The sequence below is a fragment of the Paraliomyxa miuraensis genome, assembly GCF_026337845.1.
Lineage (GTDB): Bacteria > Myxococcota_A > Polyangia > Nannocystales > Nannocystaceae > Paraliomyxa > Paraliomyxa miuraensis.
The window spans coordinates 496,587-515,108 of record NZ_JAOVZF010000161.1; the positions used below are offsets into that span (position 1 = coordinate 496,587).

The 18,522-nt window shown below is 69.9% G+C and carries 15 protein-coding genes; 10 read left to right on the forward strand and 5 right to left on the reverse strand.

The window, feature by feature from the left end; all coding sequences use genetic code 11:
* The first annotated feature begins 7 nt into the window (after positions 1 to 7).
* The 4 genes from OEB96_RS37400 to OEB96_RS37415 all read left to right on the forward strand — a co-directional run bounded on the left by OEB96_RS37400 (position 8) and on the right by OEB96_RS37415 (position 4,062).
* A complete protein-coding gene (locus OEB96_RS37400) occupies positions 8 to 1,747 on the forward strand; it encodes a hypothetical protein (RefSeq protein ID WP_266221677.1) in 1,740 nt (579 codons plus the stop codon).
* A gap of 172 nt (positions 1,748 to 1,919) precedes the next feature.
* Positions 1,920 to 2,303: a hypothetical protein gene (locus tag OEB96_RS37405; protein ID WP_266221678.1), complete on the forward strand. Its 384-nt coding sequence runs from the start codon at positions 1,920 to 1,922 to the stop codon at positions 2,301 to 2,303.
* A gap of 126 nt (positions 2,304 to 2,429) precedes the next feature.
* Positions 2,430 to 3,320, forward strand: coding sequence for an aldo/keto reductase (locus OEB96_RS37410; RefSeq protein WP_266221679.1), 891 nt, complete (start codon positions 2,430 to 2,432; stop codon positions 3,318 to 3,320).
* Between the two features lie 16 nt (positions 3,321 to 3,336).
* Positions 3,337 to 4,062: a phytanoyl-CoA dioxygenase family protein gene (locus OEB96_RS37415; protein WP_266221680.1), complete on the forward strand. Its 726-nt coding sequence runs from the start codon at positions 3,337 to 3,339 to the stop codon at positions 4,060 to 4,062.
* 46 nt (positions 4,063 to 4,108) lie between these two features.
* Here OEB96_RS37415 and OEB96_RS37420 read toward each other — a convergent pair whose 3' ends face one another.
* The 5 genes from OEB96_RS37420 to OEB96_RS37440 all read right to left on the reverse strand — a co-directional run bounded on the left by OEB96_RS37420 (position 4,109) and on the right by OEB96_RS37440 (position 10,332).
* Positions 4,109 to 6,085 (reverse strand): JmjC domain-containing protein, encoded by a 1,977-nt coding sequence (locus OEB96_RS37420; protein ID WP_266221681.1) that lies wholly within the window; start codon positions 6,083 to 6,085, stop codon positions 4,109 to 4,111.
* Entirely contained in the window at positions 6,082 to 7,320 is a 1,239-nt protein-coding gene (locus OEB96_RS37425) for a hypothetical protein (protein WP_266221682.1), read from the reverse strand. The genes OEB96_RS37420 and OEB96_RS37425 overlap by 4 nt, the downstream gene beginning before the upstream one ends.
* Positions 7,317 to 8,567 carry an MFS transporter gene (locus tag OEB96_RS37430; protein WP_266221683.1) on the reverse strand — a complete coding sequence of 417 codons (1,251 nt, stop codon included), beginning with the start codon at positions 8,565 to 8,567 and terminating at the stop codon, positions 7,317 to 7,319. Before OEB96_RS37430 ends, OEB96_RS37425 begins: the two co-directional genes overlap by 4 nt.
* 7 nt (positions 8,568 to 8,574) lie before the next feature.
* On the reverse strand, positions 8,575 to 8,901 hold the full coding sequence (locus OEB96_RS37435; RefSeq protein ID WP_266221684.1) for a hypothetical protein: 327 nt from the start codon (positions 8,899 to 8,901) through the stop codon (positions 8,575 to 8,577).
* A gap of 87 nt (positions 8,902 to 8,988) precedes the next feature.
* The gene (locus tag OEB96_RS37440; RefSeq protein ID WP_266221685.1) at positions 8,989 to 10,332 is read right to left on the reverse strand and encodes a tetratricopeptide repeat protein; all 1,344 of its coding nucleotides are present in this window, start codon (positions 10,330 to 10,332) and stop codon (positions 8,989 to 8,991) included.
* Between the two features lie 87 nt (positions 10,333 to 10,419).
* Between OEB96_RS37440 and OEB96_RS37445 the strand changes: the two genes are divergently transcribed.
* The 6 genes from OEB96_RS37445 to OEB96_RS37470 all read left to right on the forward strand — a co-directional run bounded on the left by OEB96_RS37445 (position 10,420) and on the right by OEB96_RS37470 (position 18,506).
* Entirely contained in the window at positions 10,420 to 11,397 is a 978-nt protein-coding gene (locus OEB96_RS37445; protein ID WP_266221686.1) for a substrate-binding domain-containing protein, read from the forward strand.
* A gap of 3 nt (positions 11,398 to 11,400) precedes the next feature.
* Positions 11,401 to 12,753 carry a sensor histidine kinase gene (locus OEB96_RS37450; RefSeq protein ID WP_266221687.1) on the forward strand — a complete coding sequence of 451 codons (1,353 nt, stop codon included), beginning with the start codon at positions 11,401 to 11,403 and terminating at the stop codon, positions 12,751 to 12,753.
* A 49-nt stretch (positions 12,754 to 12,802) separates the two neighbouring features.
* The gene (locus OEB96_RS37455) at positions 12,803 to 13,465 is read left to right on the forward strand and encodes a response regulator (RefSeq protein ID WP_266221688.1); all 663 of its coding nucleotides are present in this window, start codon (positions 12,803 to 12,805) and stop codon (positions 13,463 to 13,465) included.
* Positions 13,466 to 13,799: 334 nt separating this feature from the next.
* Positions 13,800 to 15,041, forward strand: a complete 1,242-nt coding sequence (locus OEB96_RS37460; protein ID WP_266221689.1) for a hypothetical protein — start codon at positions 13,800 to 13,802, stop codon at positions 15,039 to 15,041.
* 286 nt (positions 15,042 to 15,327) lie between these two features.
* Complete coding sequence (locus OEB96_RS37465) at positions 15,328 to 17,031, forward strand: nitrilase-related carbon-nitrogen hydrolase (RefSeq protein WP_266221690.1); 1,704 nt, start codon at positions 15,328 to 15,330, stop codon at positions 17,029 to 17,031.
* A 59-nt stretch (positions 17,032 to 17,090) separates the two neighbouring features.
* Positions 17,091 to 18,506 (forward strand): cobyrinate a,c-diamide synthase, encoded by a 1,416-nt coding sequence (locus OEB96_RS37470; RefSeq protein WP_266221691.1) that lies wholly within the window; start codon positions 17,091 to 17,093, stop codon positions 18,504 to 18,506.
* Positions 18,507 to 18,522: the final 16 nt, after the last annotated feature.

Below are 18,522 nucleotides of genomic sequence, written 5' to 3' on the forward strand. Positions count from 1 at the left end.
CCGAGCGATGGCACTCGAGCTCCGGCTGGCCCTCGCGACGATCGTCCTCGCGGCGCCCGGCTGCATGCCCGTGTGCGACGAGGCCGGCCTGTCGGGCGTGGCCGAGGCGCTGCAGTCACACGCGCTCGAAGACCAGCAGCGCGGGCTCGAGGCGCTCGCGAGGGTCTGCCCCAGCCTGCCCACCGCGCTCCACCGCAGCCTCACGGTCGACTTCAGCGAGGCCCCGCTCGAGCTGAAGACGCAGGTCATGGTCAGCGATCGCATCGACTCGGCCTGGAACGAGCTGCTCGAGCGCACCTGCCCGCGCGGCCGCGAGCCGATCCACGAGCTGTTCGACGTGCAAGTGGATGCCATCGAGCGCGACCGCTTCGTGCGCGCGCGCTGCGAGCTCGATCGCTACGGCCTGCTCGCCCCAGGCGACCGCTTCGTCAGCCGCGACCTGCTGCCCATGATGCTCTACGAGTGGCTCGTGTCCGGTCGCGTGGAGCCGGATGCGGCCGCGGGCGTTGTGCGACCGCTGCTGTCGGCCCAGGCCACGCCCGCCGAGCTCGAGACCATGTGCCGGCAGCGCGAGCTGGCCTGCGCAGACGTGTTCGAGCACTGGCGCCTGCACCCGCCCGCCTCCACCATCGATGTGCCGCCGCAGACCGGCGTGGAGCTGCGCATCGCTCCTCGTCAGCTGTGGATCGACCGCAGCCCCATGATTCCGCTGATCGACGGGCGACCCGACCCCGCGGTGTTCTCGTTCCACCTCTCGCCGCCGCTCGTCGCAACCCTGCACGGCCGCGCGGAGCTGGAGCACATGCGACTTCGGGTCTCACCCGACGACTGGAACGCCAAGGCCATCGTCCTGGCCGATCGCGACACGCCGTTCGCCACGCTGGGCGACGTCATGTTCAATGCCACCAAGGCGGGCTTCACCTCGTTCGAGCTCGTGGTCCACCAGGGGTACCGACTGCGGGCGCTGACGGTACGGCCCGAGGTGACATGGTTGCAGCACCGGGTCCACCCCCATGCGCTCGAGCGGGAGGTCGTGGTGAGGATCCACCGCGACTCTGCCGAGGCCAGCATCAGCCACGGAGCCAGCGAGCCGACCGTCGTCGCGCTGAGCAAGTGCAACGACACGCGCTGCCCTGGCTTCGCCGAGCTGCGGTCCCTCGTCTCCGAGATCCAGCGCGTCATGCCGCACATGCAGATCGCCCACATCCAGGTCGACGGTGATGCCCCGCTCCACAACCTCGTGATGGTCGCCGACGTGCTCCGCGGCGACGGTTGCTCGCTCGAGGCGGCCATGAGCGGAGCGGGCTTCGAAGACTGCGCCATGTTCGATCTGCGCATCGACACCTGGCCGCCGATCCACTACGCCATCGGCCGCACCGGCTCGCTCACCCTGAGCGAGGCGACCGTGCGCACGCAAGACGCCCCTGGTGGCCCTTCCAAGCGGGCCCTGCTCGCAGCCTACGCCTCGGCCCGCGACGGGATCACCCGCTGCCTCGTCGAGCACCCCGAGCTGCTCCGCCGCCTCGACGACGAGGACGTGCTCACCGTGAGCTTCGCCCGCTCGTCCGACGAGCCCAAGCGCTCGACCGCTCGCGTGGACGTCCAGGTCGATCACGACGACTGGTCCCAGCTCCACCGCTGCGTGCTCGAGCCGCTGAAGATCGACGCCAAGCCGGAGCCCATGAGGCCGCGCGACGAGGACGTACAAGTCGAGCTGGTGATCCCCGTGCGCTTCTCGCCCCCATGACCGTGCTGACGACGTTTCCATCGCGAGAGCGCCTCGTCTGCTTCGAACTCCCTCGAGCGCGATCACGCTCGCGTTCGCGAATTCGCGCGATCCCACCGCGCACCTCCGATCGGGCTCGCATTTTCTCGGGCACTGCGAGAGCATTGGCCCCCCAACCCCAAGGGAGGTATCCATGTCGAACAACGAGAGTGCCGAGCGCAGCCTGCTGGATGAGATCGAAGAGCTTCACGTGCTCGAGGCCGAAGAGCTGCAAGAGGGCGTGGCGTTCCACGCATTCCGGTTCCGCTCCCCGGCCGACCGCAACGTGATGGCGTCCGTGATCCTCACGATGCGCGGCGACGCCACGAAGCTGGCCGACAAGGTCCGGCTCCCCCACGGAGCCACGCTCATGGAGGTCTACAAGGACAGGATGCTGGTCTTGTTCGACGAAGACGCCGTCAAGCCGGACGCCATCAAGGAGCACGTCACCAAGGCGCTGGGCGACGAGCTCGCCAAATTCGAGCTCGAGCAGGACACCCGATACACGCTCACGCGCAACGAGAAGAAGCGCGGCTGACGAGCCCGAGCACCCCCGAGTCGTGGCCATCGGCCGCGGCTCGGGATCGGCTGGTGCCGTGCGCCCGACTCGCGGCGCACGGCCGGCCAGGTTGCCGCTCCGTGTGATGCACCAACGGCGCGACCGATGCAGTACCGTCGAGTAGGACGATCGGGGCTCCAGGTGAGCGTGCTCGGCCTGGGATTCGGGAACGTCACCGAGGCGAGCACGCTCGAGCTCGACGCCATCTTCGACCGGGCGGTGCGGGCCGGCATCAACGTCTTCGACGTTGCCGACGTCTACGGCCTCGGGCGCGCCGAGCAGGCGCTGGGCGGCCTCATGCGCGGTCACGCGCGCCACCGGCTCGTGATCGCGACCAAGGTCTGCTCGCCGATGAGCGACGATTGCAACGACCAGGGACTGTCGCGCAAGCACCTTCGCGAGGCCATCGAGGGCTCGCTCGAGCGGCTGGAGACCCGCTACGTCGATCTCTACCTGTGTCACGACATCGACGAGCAGACTCCGCTCGAAGAGACGGCCTGGACCATGGATCAGCTGATCCGCGAGGGCAAGTGCCTGTACTGGGGCGTCAGCAACTGGCCGTTCGTGTGGATCGAGCGCGCGCTGCAGGTGTGCCGCGAGCGCGGGCTGTGCCCCCCCATCGTCGATCAGAGCCAGTACAACCTCCTGAACGAGCGAGCGATGCATCATCACGTGGAGGAGGTCACCGACGCGGGACTGGGCTTCTTGGCCTGGGGCCCGTTGGCGAGCGGCGTGCTCACGGGCAAGTACTTCGGCAATCGGTCGGCGCCCGGGCGCCTCAACACCGAGCGCTTCGCGTTCCTCCAGGACGAGCTGCTCACCGCCGAGTCCGACCACATCGTGGCCGGGCTGCTCGCCCGCGCACGCGAACGCGGCACGACGCCCGCCCGCCTCGCGATCGCCGAGCTCGTGAGCAACCCGAGGCTCAGCTCGGTCCTCCTGGGAGTGACCAGCCCCGAGCAGCTCGACGAGCTCCTGGGGCGGCAGAACCGCTAGACGAAGGACGCTGGACATGGAACCCACCGTCCTACTGGCGCGCTTCGCCGCTCGAGGCTTCGTGGTGCTGCCCTCGCTGATCACGCTCGAGCGGGTGGTGGAGCTCAGCCGGGCCATCAACCGCGACATGAAGACCAATCCCTTCATGTGGCACGAGTTCGAGGGGGCGGTGGTCAACCGCAATGCGCTGCTGTCGGTCGAGGGAGTCGCACAGATCGTGCTCGATCCCCTCGTTCGAGCCCTGGTCGGCGAGATCTTCGAAGGCCGGGCACGCTTCGAGGAAGCCGTGGTGCAGCTCTATGCCGCGGGCCGTGCTCACGCCGAGACGGACTGGCACCGCGACGTGCCGCACAACCTCGACAACCCGTACCGCGCCGAGTACGTGCAGCTGCTGGTGTACCTGAGCGAGGTCACGCCGCAGACGCATCGCTTCTCGATCTTTGCGGAATCCCGCGACGAGCCCCTCGCTGGCGAGGCCGAGCCGACGGGGAGCGCCGAGCCCTTCGACTTCGTGGGAGCGCCCGGCTCGGCGATCCTGTTCAACGCGTCGTCGCTGCACGGAGCCCGACGCGCCCTCGACGGCCGGGGGCGCCGCTCGCTGCACGTCTACTACGGCCACGCGGACCGACCGTGCTCGAGCGAGTCCACCATCGTACCGGCCCGGCTGATGCGCTCGCTGGCTCCGGAGGATGCGGCGCTGTTCGACAAGCGCAACCGGCTGTCGACGCTGATCTTCACCTGAGGCCCGTGCACGGTCGGAACCCCGCGCGCATGCCTTGCCCCTGCGTTCATCGGCCCAGCGCTCGCCCGATCTCGCGGAGCACGGCGGCCCCCACCTCGGTGGTCTCGACCTCGCGCTCGAGCACATCGAGGGCGGCCGCCGCCTCGGCACGGCACGCGTCGAGCTCGCGCTCGAGCGGCACCCGCTCGTCCGCGGACGCCAGCGGCACCAGCCTCTCGAGGAGCGCCACGTCCTGGGCGAGGGCAAAGCCGCTGCGGAGCACGGACGACACGGTCCGGGCCGCGTCGACGGCCGGCGACCGCACGACCTGGCCCGGATCGCTGCACAGCGGCAGCAGGTCGAAGATGGTGGACAGGCGGTCGTGCCCTGCCTCGTGCACCAGCGTCTGCGCGCCGTGGCGATCGCGGCAAGGGCCGCTGACGATGAGACCCCGCAGCACGTGCACACGGTAGCCGTGGGGCGCATGCCCTCGATCGGGCAGCGGCAGCAGCCACCGGATCCCGTCGGCCACCTCGCGCCACGCCGCCGGCCATGCATGCGCCAGTGCCTGCGCCCCCGAGCGCATCGCGTCGCAGAACCGGGCGAACGCCGGAGGCTCCGCAGCGGCGAGCTCCTGGTCGCGGACGCTGCGGGCCACCCAGGTCGTGGGGGCGGGGGACAGGTGGGGTCCGTGGTCGAGCAGGCGCGGCAGCCGTTCCATCCGCAGCCCCGAAGCCTGCTCGGGAGCGCGGAAGCGGCCGTCGATGAACACCTGCCATGTGCCGTCGACCACGCGGGTGACGAGCTCGCCGAGCGGTCGCCGGGCCACGAGCCGCAGGCCGGCTCGGCGCACGGTGAAGCCGCCGTCGAGATCGGGCAGCATCGCAAACGGCATGGAGTCGATCCCCGCCGCCGAGAGCTCGGGCACCAGCGCGCGGGCGAGCTCGGCCGCGAGCGGATCCTCGTGCCGAGCACCATCGTCCTTGGCGAGCGCAGCCAGGCTCACCAGCTCGGGCTCCGTGCACACGCGCTCCAGCTCGGCGTCGGGCAGGGCGAGCAGGGCGTCGAGGCACTGCTGGTAGAGGATGCGAAACGTGACGCTGCCGGTGGAGGCGACCCGCTTGGTGACCGCGAGCAGCAGCCGTCGCAGCGTGCGGCGAGCCAGCAGCGCACGCAGACGGCGGTGGGCATCGCCGCCCTCGCCGGGAACCACCAGCCCCTCCACGGGCGGCGGGGGAGCGGCGGCCACGAACGACCGCACGCGCGCCATGTCGACCGCGAGCGGCGCGGCGGTGGTGCGGGTGTGCAGCTGCGGGCGCACGTACTCGGCCGCTTCGGCGCCAAGGGTGCGCTCGACCAGCGCGTCGAGGGCACGCTCGCGCGCGGCGGTGGAGCCCGGACCCACGGGAGGCGAGCACGCCCACCCGGGCACCCGCCGCAGCGCCTCGGCCATGGCTTCGGCGAAGTCGAGGTGGAACGTGCGGCTGTTGACCACGAGCGAGATGCTGAGCGAGTCGCCGGTCGACTCGCCCCAGTGGATCCACGACTGCGGGATGTAGAGCACGTCGCCGCTCTCGACGAGCAGCTCGGTCACGTCGGGACCCAGCGGTGCGTTGCCGACGTTGGGCTCCTTGAGCATCCGCAGGCGCAGGAGATCCGGGGGCAGCGTGCTGGGCGGGGACAAGCGCCAGCGCTTGGAGCCGCATAGCTGGATGCTGAAGTTGTCGTCCTCGTCGAAGTGGCAGCCGATCGACGCGGGGCCCCGGGTGTGCACGATGTCGCAGGTGATGGGCTCCCACTCGAACAGCGCGCGACCGGCCGTGGTGAGGCGCTCGATGAGCGGCAGCTCCCCGACCAGCTGCTGGTAGAACCACACCGTCTTGCCGTCGGTGGTGCAGTGAAGGCGCGGGAGCGCCTGCAGCCGCTCCATGTCGGCAGGGGTCGGGGCCTCGGCGATCAGCGCCTGGGCGGCGCCGCGCAGCACCACCGGCCGACGGCGCCAGCAATCGCGAAAGAACGTCTCGTCGAGTCCGAGCAAGCTCATCGATCACCTCCCGTGGCCACGAGCGCATCGAGGGAGCGCATGTGCTCGAGGAATCGCTCGCGCTCGCCGGCATCGGCGGCCACCAGGGCCGCGATCCGGGCGAGCTTGCGGTGCAGGGGGTGACGCTCGACGAGCACGCCGGCTCGCGCGCGCGCCTCGTCGACTCGCTCGAGGCGCACCAGGCACATCAGCGCGAGCGTGGATGCATGGACCTCGAGCGTGTCCATGCCGGCTCCGCTCGCACGCTCGAGCCACTCGAGCGCGCGAGCGGGCGCGTCGGAGTAGCACGCGACGCCGATGCCATGGGCCAGCCAGCTCGAGCGGAGCCCGGCCTCCGCCGCCTGCCACCACGCGGCCTCGGCCTCGGCGAGCGCTCCCTCGCGCACCGCCAGGCACCCCCCGAGCGCGATCCCGATCGTGCCGAGCGGCGCGAGCTCGGCCTCGACCTCGGTGCGTCGCACGCTGCCGGCCTCGCCGCGCAGCGCCGCGAGCGTTCGCTCGGGCATGGGCCACGCGCCATCCCAGGGGACGGGGTCGAGGGGCCGACCGACCAGCTCGGCCACCGCCGTGGCGCAGTGACGCATGGAGCTGCCCAAGAAGCCCGAGCGCACCGACCAGGTCAAGCTGTCGAGGCGCTCGCGGCAGCCGAGCGCCTCGAGCCGATCGACGAGCTCGCGCGGGGTGTGCTGAGGCGGTGCATCACCATCGGCGAGCCAGTCGAGATCCACGTCGATGCGCGCTCGGGCCGGCACGCCGTGGGCGTGCAGCGTCTCGAGGGTGTGGACCTGCACGTCGAGCCCGCACAGCCGCGTGCACAGCACTCCTTCGACGACGCGGGTGTGGTCGAGGGTGTCGGCATCGGCACGGATCCGCGCGATGGCGCCGAGCGCCGTACGCACGCGCTCGCGACCCGTGGGCCACACGCCGGGCATCACCCACCAGAGCGCATGCACGGCCCCCAGCACGGGACCGGCGGCGAAGAAGTCGTCGAGGCCGTAGGCGCCGGGAGCCTCGCGGAACGGCAGCGGACGGTTGAGCGCGCGCAGGGCCTCGACCCCGCGAGCACCGCGGACCTGCTCGGCCGCATGGGGAGCGAGGGGCTTGAGATCGATGTGCCGATCGAAGCACACCACGGTCTCGCCCTCGTAGCCGAGCGCACGCCAGGTACCGACGACCTCGCCGTGCTCCTCATGGATCGGCAGCGAGCGGCTCGCGGGCAGCAGATCGGCGCTCATCGAGCCTCCCTTCGTCCCAGCGTGGCCACCCCGGGCACGAGGGCGACCAGCGGCGTGGTCACCAGGATCAGCCCGCCCGCGAACAGCAGGGCCATGCGCTCGCTGCCGGGCACCACGAGCAGCCCCGTGATCAGCTGGCCCAGCGGCATCGTGACGAACGAGGCGAAGAAGTCCAGCGCGAACACGCGACCGAGCAGCTCGTCGGGCACCTGGAGCTGGATCTCGGTGGTCTTCACCACATCGGTCATCTCGGCGCCCACGCCCGCCACGAAGAACGCGAGCATCACCGCCCACAGCGCGGTGGTCGATGCCATGACGATGCAGCACACCCCGAACGGCATCAGCCCGCCCAGCACCACGAGGCCGAGCAGGCGGACCCGCACCCGTGCGCCGATGAGGGCCCCCACCACCGCGCCCGCGGCGAACGAGCCCAGCAGCAGGCCATAGCTCTCGATGCCCCCGAGCTGGCGGTCGGCGACCACGGGAACCAGCACCACCCACGGGGCGACCGCGAGCAGCACGTGGACCATGGCCATGATCTCGAGCGCCGTCAGCCAGCGCAGCTTCAGGATCGCCTCGAACCCGCCGATCGCCTCCCTCCACATGCTCTCGCGCTCACCCGGCGCGGGCGTGCCGATGCCCATGAACGCGAGCCGGCTCAGCGTGATGAACGACAGCCCGAAGCTCACCGCATCGATGATCACCGCGCCGCTCACGCCCACCACGATCACCACCAAGCCGGCGATCGGCGGGCCGAGCACCTTGGCGATGCCTCGCACCACCTTGGTGAGCGCATTGGCGCGGGCGAGCTGCTCCCGGCCGACCACGGCCACCACCGCGGCGTCGTAGGTGGGAGCGAACAGGGCATCGCTGGCACCGAGCACGAACGACGATGCCGTCACCACCACCAGCGGCGTGTCGGCGCCCATGACGATGATCGGCGCCAGCGCCACGATGCTCATCACGTCGGTGAGCGCGAGCAGCCGAAAGCGGTCGACCCGATCGGCGAGCACGCCCCCGAGCACGATGAACAGCGCCAGCGCGGCGAACCGCGCCCCCATCACCATGCCCATGACCAGCGCGGGCTCGTCGGAGGTGGGCACGGTGAGCGCGACGATCACCATGGGAAACAGCTGGCTGCCGATCGTGCTGACGATCTGCCCGCCGAACAGCCAGCGGAACGGGCCAGACGCCAGCGGCGATCGGCTCGGTGCCTCTTCCGCGGTCACGTCTCGATCCCGGCTCACCGTGCCTTCACGCCTCGCAGCGCACCTGGGCCGGATACGACTCGAGCACCGCGCACCGTCCCTCGGCGCAGCCCGCCGCCTTGCAGGCGTTCGCCGGCGAGTCGTAGCAGCACCCGCCGTGCTCGTAGCTGCAATCCACTGGCTTGCCGTCCCACAGTCGCCCGCCCGCGCACGGAGCCGGGGCGGGCGGCGGCGGCTCTGCCTCCGGGGGTGGCAGCTCGTCCTCCGGCTCGGGCGCGGGCTCGGCCGCCGCAGGCGGTGCCTCGACCGGCGGAGGCGGTCGCGTGCAGCCCCCCGCGAGCACGACACTCAGGACGAAGACGAGACGCACCATCGACCCCACGATAGCAAGTCTCCCGAGCGTCTTCCGAGCGCCTTTTCCTTCCGAGTCCCCACGGCCTTCCCGACCGGTCCCGGTCCGTCACGGCAGCTCGACGGCATGCACTCCCAGCAGCGCCGCCGCGGGCTCGTCGAGCGCCTCCGGCTCGCCCTCGAGCACGATCGACCCCTCGGGCCGGGTCCGCCGCTCGATCGTCCACTCCGTCTTCTCCACCGCTCGCCCCTCGCGGCGCTCCACCTGCATCGCGCGCGGCAGTGCCCCCGTGCAGTGCGGGATGCCCGAGGGTCCCACGCCGCACAGCAGCTCCACCCGATGGGTCTCGGACTCGCGCTCGGTGCCCTCCTCGCTCCTCACCCAGCGCGTCTCCACCTCGAGCACCACCTCGGGGGCTCCGCCGAGCAGCAGCTCCTCGGTCCGCGCCACCAGCCGAGTCGCCCGCTCGGTGGTGCCCGTCGTGCCCCGCTCGAGCTCGGCCACGTCGGGCATCACGAACCAGCCTTCGGAGGTACGCAGCGCCGCATGGAAGCGCACGATGAACGGATTGGGCCGCGTCTCCACGAAGCGCACCCCCTTCCACGGCGCCGGCAGCCGCTCGTCCCGGGGCACCTCCACCGCGCTGCCACCCACGCCCTTGCCCGCGTCGTGCAGGCACGCGAACGCCTCGCCCTCCTCGGCCTCGCCCGCCCCCGCCGACAGCGTGCGCTCCTCGGCGCACAGCTCCGAGAGCCGCGCGTAGGGCCCCTGCAGCCGGTGCATCCGCGGCCCGAACACGTAGCGGCTGCCCCCCGGCAGGGCCAACAGATGCTGGTAGGTGGCCGGGTGCGGCCGCAGCCGCAGCGAGGCCTGGTAGGCCTGCCGCGCCAGGGACTCGTCGTCACGCGCCTGTGCCACGCGCCCGCGGTTGTAGAGGATCGATGCCAGCAAGGATGGATCCGCCTCCTCCTCGACGCCGGCCTCGGCCCGACGCAGCGCCGCGTCGGCGTCGTCGAGGCGATTGGCGTGCAGCGCAGACCAACCCAGCTCGGAGAGCGTGCGGGGATCGTCCGGCAGCACGTCCAGCGCCCGGTCGTAGGCCGCCATCGCGCCCGCGTAGTCCTGCGCGTGGTGGAGACGGCGACCTTCGGCCAGCGCCTGTTCGAAGCGCGCACGCTCGGCCGGCGCGAGCCCCTCGAGCGACGCCGTCTCGCGCAGCCCCGTGGCGGGGACGGGCTCGTCCACCGCGGGGGCCTCGAGCTCGGCCTCCGCGGCCCCGCCCGCGGCGGGAGCCGACGGCGCCCCGACGGAGCGAGCCTCGCGGGGCGGTGACGGATCGCAGCCCACCGCCCATCCGAGCGCCGCGCCCAGCCCCCACGCGGCGGTCGAGTCGATCCACCCCCGATGCCGCCAGCGGCGGGAATTCGATCCGGGGCGAGGACGCGTGCGCATGCCGGCCCTTCGTTCCCACGAACGATCGCCGATGACAAGTCCCCGGCGCCCGACCCACCCACGACGTTCGGAGGTAGCATCGCGCTCGTGCCAGGGCCCTCGCTACGGCAAGAGCCGCCCGTGCCCGAGCTTCGCGACTGGGGTCGCCAGAGCGTGCTGTGGCTCGTGGTGGGCCTCGTCTCGCTCGCCCTGCTGGGCGTGGCCGCCTGGCTGGTGATCGCCGACGACGAGCAGCCGCTGCCTCCGTTCCTCCAGGTCGGCGGCGTGCGCTCGCCTCCCACCGAGCTCGCCCCCCACCACGGCGTGCGACTGGCCGGCTCGGGCTCCAACCTGCCGATCACGAGGGCGCTGACCTCCGGCCTGCCGCGCGTGCGCCCGCTCCATGCGGTGGTCCACGCCAGCGTGGGCTCGGGCGGCGGCATCAAGGCCCTGCGCGACGGCGTCATCGACATCGCCCTGGTCTCGCGCCCGCTGTCCGAGGCCGAGCGCGAGCAGGGGCTCGTCGCCACCCCCTATGCGCGCGTCCCCGTGGTCGTGGCAGCCCACGCCAGCGTGCCCGACGACGGACTCACCAGCGCCGCGCTCGTCGAGATCTACCTGGGCACCCGCGCCACCTGGTCCGACGGCTCGCGCGTGGTCGTGCTGCAGCGCGAGCGCGGCGACTCCTCGCACATGGTCATCGACCGGCTCGTGCCCGGCTTTCGCGAGGCCAACGCCGTTGCCTACGAGGACGCGCGATGGCGGGTGCTCTACCGCGACGACGTCATGCGCGAGGCCCTGGCCGACACCACCGGCGCCGTCGGCCTGTTCGGCGAGGGCGTCGTTCCCGACAACCTCCCGGTCAAGGCCCTGGCCATCGACGGAGTGGTACCGAGCGTGAGGACCGTGCGCGACGGCTCCTATCGCTTCACCAAGGACTTTGCGTTCGTGACCCGCGGCTCGCCCCACGGCGACGCCGCCGCGTTCATCGCGTTCGCGCTCTCCGAGGACGGCCGCCGCATCATCGAGCAGGGCGGCGCCCTGCCCCTATCGAACGCCGCTGCCTCGCCCCAGGAGGACCCCTAGGCCATGCCGGTGACCCACGACGGCAGCGGACCTCGCCTGCGCCTTCGCGGCTATCTCGGCGCACGCCTGGGCCCTCTGGCCCTGCTGCTCGTGGCCGCGGTCGCGATCTCGGCCCCCGTCGCCTTCTACGTGCTGGGCACCCGCGCGGCCCGGGTGCAGGCGCGGGCCACCGCCCAGCAGTTCGCCGCCGTCGTGCGCCACGAAGCCGAGCAGCGGCCGCTCTTGTGGAAGTACGACTCGCCCAAGATGCTCGCCCACCTGCGCGCCTACGACGATCCCCGCGCGCACGTCGAGCACATCGCCGTGATCGATGCCATGGGCCAGAGCATCGATCGCGAAAGCGACGCCGACATCGCGGCCCTCAGCGCCCTGCCGATCGTATGGGAGCGCGCGCCGGTCACCGTCAACAACGAAGACGTGGCCGAGGTCTGGGTCGCCGCCTCCACCGAGCAGGTCCGCGTGGGCGCGCTGCGCATGCTCGCGATCTTCGGCCTGCTGGGCGCCGCGCTCGCGGGCCTGATGTACTGGCTGCCGCTGCGCGCCATGGGCCGGGTCGAGCGCGAGATCGGCACGCTGTTGGATCAGCTCCGCGAGTCACGGGCCGCCCTCTCCACCCTCGCCGAGAACCTCGAGCAGCAGGTCGAGGCGCGCTCGTCCGATCTCTCGCGCGCGCTGGCCGAGCTCAAGGACAAGGAGCAGAACCTCCGCGAGCTCTCGACCCGCGCCGTGAGCATGCAGGAGGCCGAGCGCCGCGCCATCGCCCGCGAGCTGCACGACTCCGCCGGGCAGTCGCTCACCGCCATCCGCATCCACATGCAGCTCATCGAGGGATTGGCGGGCCAGGCCGGGGACAACGCCGGGCGCCTGGGCGAGCTGGCCGTGCGCACCACCACGATGGTCGACGAGACGCTCGAGGAGATCCGCCGCGCCGTCAACACGCTCGGGCCCGCCGTGCTCGACGACGTGGGCCTGGGCGAGGCGATCGAGCGTGCCTGCCTCGATCTGGCCGAGCGCCTCGAGATCGAGGTCGACTGCGACGTGAGCCTGCCCGACACCGGCCTGCCGCCCGCCATCGAGACCTCGTGCTACCGCGTGGTGCAGGAGGCGCTGACCAACGTCACCCGCTACGCCCAGCCCAGCCACGTGGAGGTGCACGTGCGCGTGGCCGGGGGTCAGGCCACGGTGCGGGTCCACGACGACGGCCGCGGCTTCGACCCCGAGGCCGCGATCCGGGCCGGACGCAGCCGGGGCCTGGTGGGCATGCGCGAGCGGGCCGAGCTGCTCGGCGGCGAGCTGCGCATCGACAGCGCGCCCGGAGAGGGCGCCACCATCACCGCCGTGATCCCCCTGGGATAGGCCCCGCGCGGGGTACGAGCCCGCGTGTCCCCATGCTATGGTCGCCCCGATGTCGGACCCCGTTCGCGTCGTATTGGTCGAGGATCACACCATCGTCCGCGAGGGCCTGCGGGCCCTGCTCGACGGCCGCGCCGACGTCACCGTGGTGGCCGAGGCCGACAACGGCCAGGACGGCCTGGCCGCGGTCAAGCAGCACCGTCCCGACGTCGTGGTCATGGATCTCAACATGCCGGGCCTCAACGGCGTCGATGCCACCAAGGCCATCCGCGAGTCGCTGCCCGACACCCACGTGCTGATCCTGTCGATGTACTCCACCGAGGAGCACGTGCGCCCGGCCATCCGCGCCGGCGCCGAGGGTTACTTGCTCAAGGGCTCCGGGCTCTCGGACCTAGTCGCCGCGATCAAGGCCGTCGCCTCCGGCAACGCGTTCTTCAGCCCGCAGGTCGCCAAGATCGTGCTCGACGACTCGCGCAAGGCCGCCAAGTCCGGCGTCAACGAGCGCGCCGGCAGCGAGCTGACCCCCCGCGAGCGCCAGGTGCTCAAGCTCGTGGCCGAGGGCCGCAGCAGCCCCGAGATCGCCAAGGACCTCGACCTCAGCGTCAAGACCGTCGAGGGTCACCGCGGACGGATCATGGCCAAGCTCGACACGAAGAACGTGGCCGGGCTGGTGCGGCACGCGATCCGGCTGGGGCTCGTCAGCGCGGACATGTGACAGCGGGGGGGTGGGCGGGTACTCCCGCCAGTTACCTGCGCCGCGCCCGGTCGCTCGGGCGCGCGGGAATCCGCGTGCGTCTGGTGGCCATGGGGTCACCACTGACGCGGCCGGAACACACGAATCGTCCATTCGAGCCTCGCCCGTGATCCGACGGAGCGCGAGCGGGAACGATGTCATCGCGGGGCGGCCAGGCATCGGACCAGAGACCACCTCTCGTGCAAACGACATCCCAGCGAGACTTCCAATGAGCAACACGAACACAGGAACGAGCGAAACCAAGCGTGGCCACGAGACGGGCGAGCGTTCGAGCCGTCTGACGGCCATTGGCATCGTGGCTGCGCTGGCCACGGCCGCCGTGGGGCCGTTCTCGGGTGGGTGCGATCCCACGGAGGGCTTCAACCTGTCCGATGATGGATGGTGGGTGCTGTGCCGCACGTGGGACGAGGGGCAGCAGGCCTACCTGCCCTACGGCGCCGACTACGGCGACCTGGGGATGTGGATCTGCATGTCACAGCACCTCGAGGAAGGGAGCCACAAGGAGAACCGCCAGCACGCGTGCGCCCAGGTCATGGACGAGTACTACCCCGGCAATGCCCCGCACGATCCCGACCTGTTCGTGGGTGAGCTTGCAATGTACGACGTCACCCACGACTGCACGCTCGACACCCCAGAAGACCCCCACTTCGAGAACGAAGGCTGGCCGTCGGTCTGGGAGCTCTACCCCCAGCAGGGGGAGTACGTCGGCGACGGTCAGAGCGTCCGGTGCCGCTACTCGGTCACCTACGAGGAGAGCGATGGTGGAATCGGCTGGACATACGCATACGACTTCGGGTGGTACCAGGGATGCATGGATCCGAATCAGTACAACGTCACCCAGTACTGCGAGCTGAGCGACTGTGACGCGGGTCTGCTGCCCGAGAAAAAGCTCCACCACCTGTTTGGTTGGGAATGGGAGGATGGCCTGCCGGAAGACATCAAGTACGTCCTCGGCTGCGATGCGGTCAACGGTGCCATCGTGGGGGCACTCAACTCGTGCGGCCCCACTCACGACCCCTATCCCGCCTTCCCCCAGGGGATCGAGGGCACTCTCGGCATCCTGTTCGAGGACCCCTCGAACGAGATCGTCGTCGACATCCCCGGAAAGATCCTCATGGAGCAGGGCAACTGCGATCCCACGGGAGGCTGCGACGATCTGGTCTACACGAACTTCGCGACGGACGAGATCGAATTCCCGGTGTTCGATGCCGCGGGCATGACCAACGTCGTCACTCTGCAGGGGATCGAGGTGCGGCAGACTCGTGCCGAGGCACTCGCACCAGACGTCACGGGCGGGGGCAGCATCATCCCGCGGCTCGAGCTGCGTCTCGAGGCCCGCGAGGCGTTCATCAATGGTGGGCCCGTGCCCGTGGATCCCATCAACATCGTCCTCGAAGACGTGCAGGCCCTCGATGACATGACCACCTGTGAGCGTCGACTGCTCGGCTCGTTCGACATGCTCGGAGGCACGTTCTCCGTCGAGATCTCGGCCTTCGACTCGAGCCTGTGCGGAACCGGTACGGGAGGCCCGACTTGATCCGAGCAACGGTCTCGCCCGAGCCGCTCGGCTCGGGCGAGACCCTCCAATCGTGATCGCCCCGCGAGGAGGCCATACTTCGGTCCCGGCTCCTTGGAGAAATCTTCGGCCATTCTGGAGCAGTCCTGCCGAACACAGTTCTTCCGACCTGCCGCCATGACGGCCCGTCCGACCCCTCGACCTGGACGACCACAACGGGCCAGCGAAGGTTGTGCGCCAACATCACAATTCCAAGTGCGATATTGCCGGTGATACTCTCGAACCGATCTCAGCGAGGGTATCCGTGATGTCGAGTCTTCCCGCCACGATCGCCGTTCTATGCTGCTTCGTGTTGCCGGCTTGCAAGATCGCGCGGTCCGAACCGGTCGAGGTCGAAGCGCCCACGGTGGCGCTCGAGCGACTTCCCGTGGGATCACTCTTCGAGGTTGCCACGGTACAGTTCGCGCCCGTGCTCGGAGACGTCGAGGGCAACCGCACCGAGTTGGTGCGCCTGAGCAAGGAGGCCGCCGAGCACGGCGCCAAGATCATCGTCCACACCGAGATGGCCACCTCGGGCTATGCCTACTTCAGCCGGGAGGAGATCAGCAAGGTCGCCGAGACGGTTCCGGGGCCGAGCACCACCGCGCTCGGAGAGGTCGCCAGAGAGTACGGGGTCTACATCGTGTTCGGGATGCCGTTGTACGACCCCGACAAGAACGTATACTTCAACTCCGCGGTACTGCTGACTCCCGAAGGGGACGTCGGCGGTGTCTACAAGAAACGGAGCAATCTCCTCGAGGTCTCCTACAACGCCGAAGACTCGTCGGAAATCCCCACCTTCGACACGATCTACGGCCGAGTCGGCATCGCCATCTGTGCGGACGTCTTCTACGAACAGATCTCCCGTCTCGCGGCGGTGGCCGGAGCGGACATCCTTCTCGCGCCCACCAACTCCGGGGTGACCACGACGTTCGGGCAAGTGCGCGCCTACGAGAACAACTTCCACTTCATCATCGCAAACCGCTATGGGGAGGAGACCGCCGGGACCCCCCTGGACCACTTCACGCAGGACACCTTCACGATCCCTTCGCCATTCCCCTACAACTTCGATTTCGATCCTCGCAGCATGATCATTCGCAACGACACGAAGGTCATGGTCGACATCTCCACCAAGGAGAACACGATCGGCTACGCCGAGCTCCCCGTGTTGGGCGAGCGCGCGCGGCCGGTCGTACGACGGCCGGAGCTCTACTCGATGCTCGCGCAGGACACCCTCCAGCCCTACGTACAGCAACAACTGGGGCTGCCGCCCGCCACCACCTTCGGCGCGGCTGCGGTCCAGCCCGCCTCGGGCGGTGACCCCTACCAGCAGACCATTCACGCGGCAGAAGCCGCCATCGCCGAGGCGAAGTCCAAGGGGATGACTCTTCGCGTGCTCGTCCTTCCCGCGGACTACTTCGGCAAGCCCACCAGCGGCGGGGTGCAGCAACTCCAGGACTTTGCCAGGGCCCAGGGCATCGACCTGTACGTCAACTTCGGCGCCGGAGAGGTGGTACCACCCGAGAGTCGATTGTTGGGCTCGGACGGCAAGGTCTTCACCTACGAGCGAACCCATCGAGCCCCCACCGAGCCGGATGTCGTGGGCGCGGACTACTGGGTCGTGGATCGGGACTACGGTCGGGTGGGCTTGCTGCAGGGGAATGATCTGCTGGCTCCGGAAACCAGCCAGGTCATGCAGAGCATGGGCGTCGACGTCCTCCTCGTCAATGCCAACTCTTCGGAGGCCGTACTGCCCGCCCTCTGGGAGAATCGCACGGGAGACTTCGTCCACGTGATCGAAACCAACCTCAACGGGCTGGAGGGCATCTACCTCGGCGGCTATGTCGCCAATCCCAGCAAGAGTGAGGGCGAAGGGACGGTCATGCTCGACGTGAACACTGCCGACGTTCGCAACAAGAAGGGGCTGCGCTTCCTCGATCCCTATCCATTACTGGGTCCGAAGGCGCCCTGAGCCTGCAACGTCGGAGGAGGCGCTCGTGTTATGCTCGGAGCCCCGCCAACCGGGGGCCCATGGCCAGCGACTCCCACCGACCCGGCTTCATCATCGGAGCGACGCACAGCGGTGCGGGCAAGACCACTGCGTCGATCATAGTGATGGCCATGCTGCGCGAGCACGGCTATCGGGTGCAGCCGTTCAAGATCGGGCCGGATTTCATCGACCCGCAGTACCATCGAGCGGCGACCGGCGCGAACTCCGTCAACCTCGACGCGTGGATGCTCGGAGAAGAGACGATTGCGTCGGTCTATCGCGAACACTCGCAACGGTCCGACGTCGCGGTGGTCGAAGCAATGGGGGCCCTCTTCGACGGGGAGAACGGCACGCAGGACCGAGGAAGCGCGGCTCACCTGGCGCGACTGCTACGGCTGCCCGTGATCCTGGTACTCGACATCTGGGGCATGACCCGGAGCACGGCAGCGGTGGTGCAGGGGTTCGAGTCCTTCGACCCAAGGGTCGAGATCCGCGCCTTGCTCTTCAATCGCGCGGGTAGCGTCAAGCACTTCGAGATGGTGCGAGACGCCATGCCCGCGCGACTGCGGCCGAAGATCATCGGCTACCTACCGGCCTCCGCCAAGCTGACCATGCCCGAGCGCCACCTGGGCTTGGTGACCATGCACGAGAACACGCGCGCGGATCGCCTGGTGGAGGAGATGGTCGCACAAGTGCGAGATACCATCGATCTTCCGCGCCTGTGCACCTTGTTCGGCATCGAGAGGCGAGAGCTGCCCTCCCCCACGAAGAGGCGGTCCCCCGCGGGGACCGTGCGCATTGGAGTGGCCGACGACCAGGCCTTTTGCTTCTACTATCCCGACAACCTCGAGCGCCTCGAAGCAGCGGGAGCCGAGCTCGTGCGCTTCAGCCCGATCGAGGACGATGCTCCCCCCGAGGGTATCTCGGGCCTGTACTTCGGCGGAGGCTACCCAGAGCACTTCGCCACGGCCCTGAGCAACAACCGCTCGATGCGAACCGCGCTGCGAGACGCGCTTGCGGCGGGCCTCCCGGCCTACGCCGAGTGTGGCGGGTTGATCTACTTCGGTCGAAGTCTCATCGACTTCGAAGGCGCGCGTCACGAGATGGTGGGCGCAGTGCCGGTGGATACGCAAATGGACCGGGAGTACCTCGCGATTCGCTACGTCGAGCTGACGACCCGAGTCGGCACGCCCTTTGGCCCGGCGGGGCTGCGCGTGCGCGGTCACGAGTTCCATCAGTCCCGCATCGTCGCCGACGACACCGATGTGGCAGCCTACGCTGGGGTGGACAGCGCAGGCCAGCCGCTGGAGGCAGGCTACAGCAACAGCACCATCCTTGCGGGCTACCCCCATCTACACTTCGCGTCGAACCCGGAGATCGCGGTGAACTTCGTCGCAGCCTGCCGACGATTCCAGGAGCGGACGCGAGAAGGGCTTGCCTCCACCGAAGGCCAGTGAACCAGCCCGCCGAGAC

Coding starts and splice junctions, on each gene's coding strand:
- OEB96_RS37400 (WP_266221677.1), top strand. CDS start 8: ATGGCACTCGAGCTCCGGCTGGCCCTCGCGACGATCGTCCTCGCGGCG.
- OEB96_RS37410 (WP_266221679.1), top strand. CDS start 2,430: ATGCAGTACCGTCGAGTAGGACGATCGGGGCTCCAGGTGAGCGTGCTC.
- OEB96_RS37440 (WP_266221685.1), bottom strand. CDS start 10,332: ATGCGCACGCGTCCTCGCCCCGGATCGAATTCCCGCCGCTGGCGGCAT.
- OEB96_RS37425 (WP_266221682.1), bottom strand. CDS start 7,320: ATGAGCGCCGATCTGCTGCCCGCGAGCCGCTCGCTGCCGATCCATGAG.
- OEB96_RS37420 (WP_266221681.1), bottom strand. CDS start 6,085: ATGAGCTTGCTCGGACTCGACGAGACGTTCTTTCGCGATTGCTGGCGC.
- OEB96_RS37470 (WP_266221691.1), top strand. CDS start 17,091: ATGGCCAGCGACTCCCACCGACCCGGCTTCATCATCGGAGCGACGCAC.
- OEB96_RS37405 (WP_266221678.1), top strand. CDS start 1,920: ATGTCGAACAACGAGAGTGCCGAGCGCAGCCTGCTGGATGAGATCGAA.
- OEB96_RS37465 (WP_266221690.1), top strand. CDS start 15,328: ATGTCGAGTCTTCCCGCCACGATCGCCGTTCTATGCTGCTTCGTGTTG.
- OEB96_RS37435 (WP_266221684.1), bottom strand. CDS start 8,901: ATGGTGCGTCTCGTCTTCGTCCTGAGTGTCGTGCTCGCGGGGGGCTGC.
- OEB96_RS37415 (WP_266221680.1), top strand. CDS start 3,337: ATGGAACCCACCGTCCTACTGGCGCGCTTCGCCGCTCGAGGCTTCGTG.
- OEB96_RS37450 (WP_266221687.1), top strand. CDS start 11,401: ATGCCGGTGACCCACGACGGCAGCGGACCTCGCCTGCGCCTTCGCGGC.
- OEB96_RS37455 (WP_266221688.1), top strand. CDS start 12,803: ATGTCGGACCCCGTTCGCGTCGTATTGGTCGAGGATCACACCATCGTC.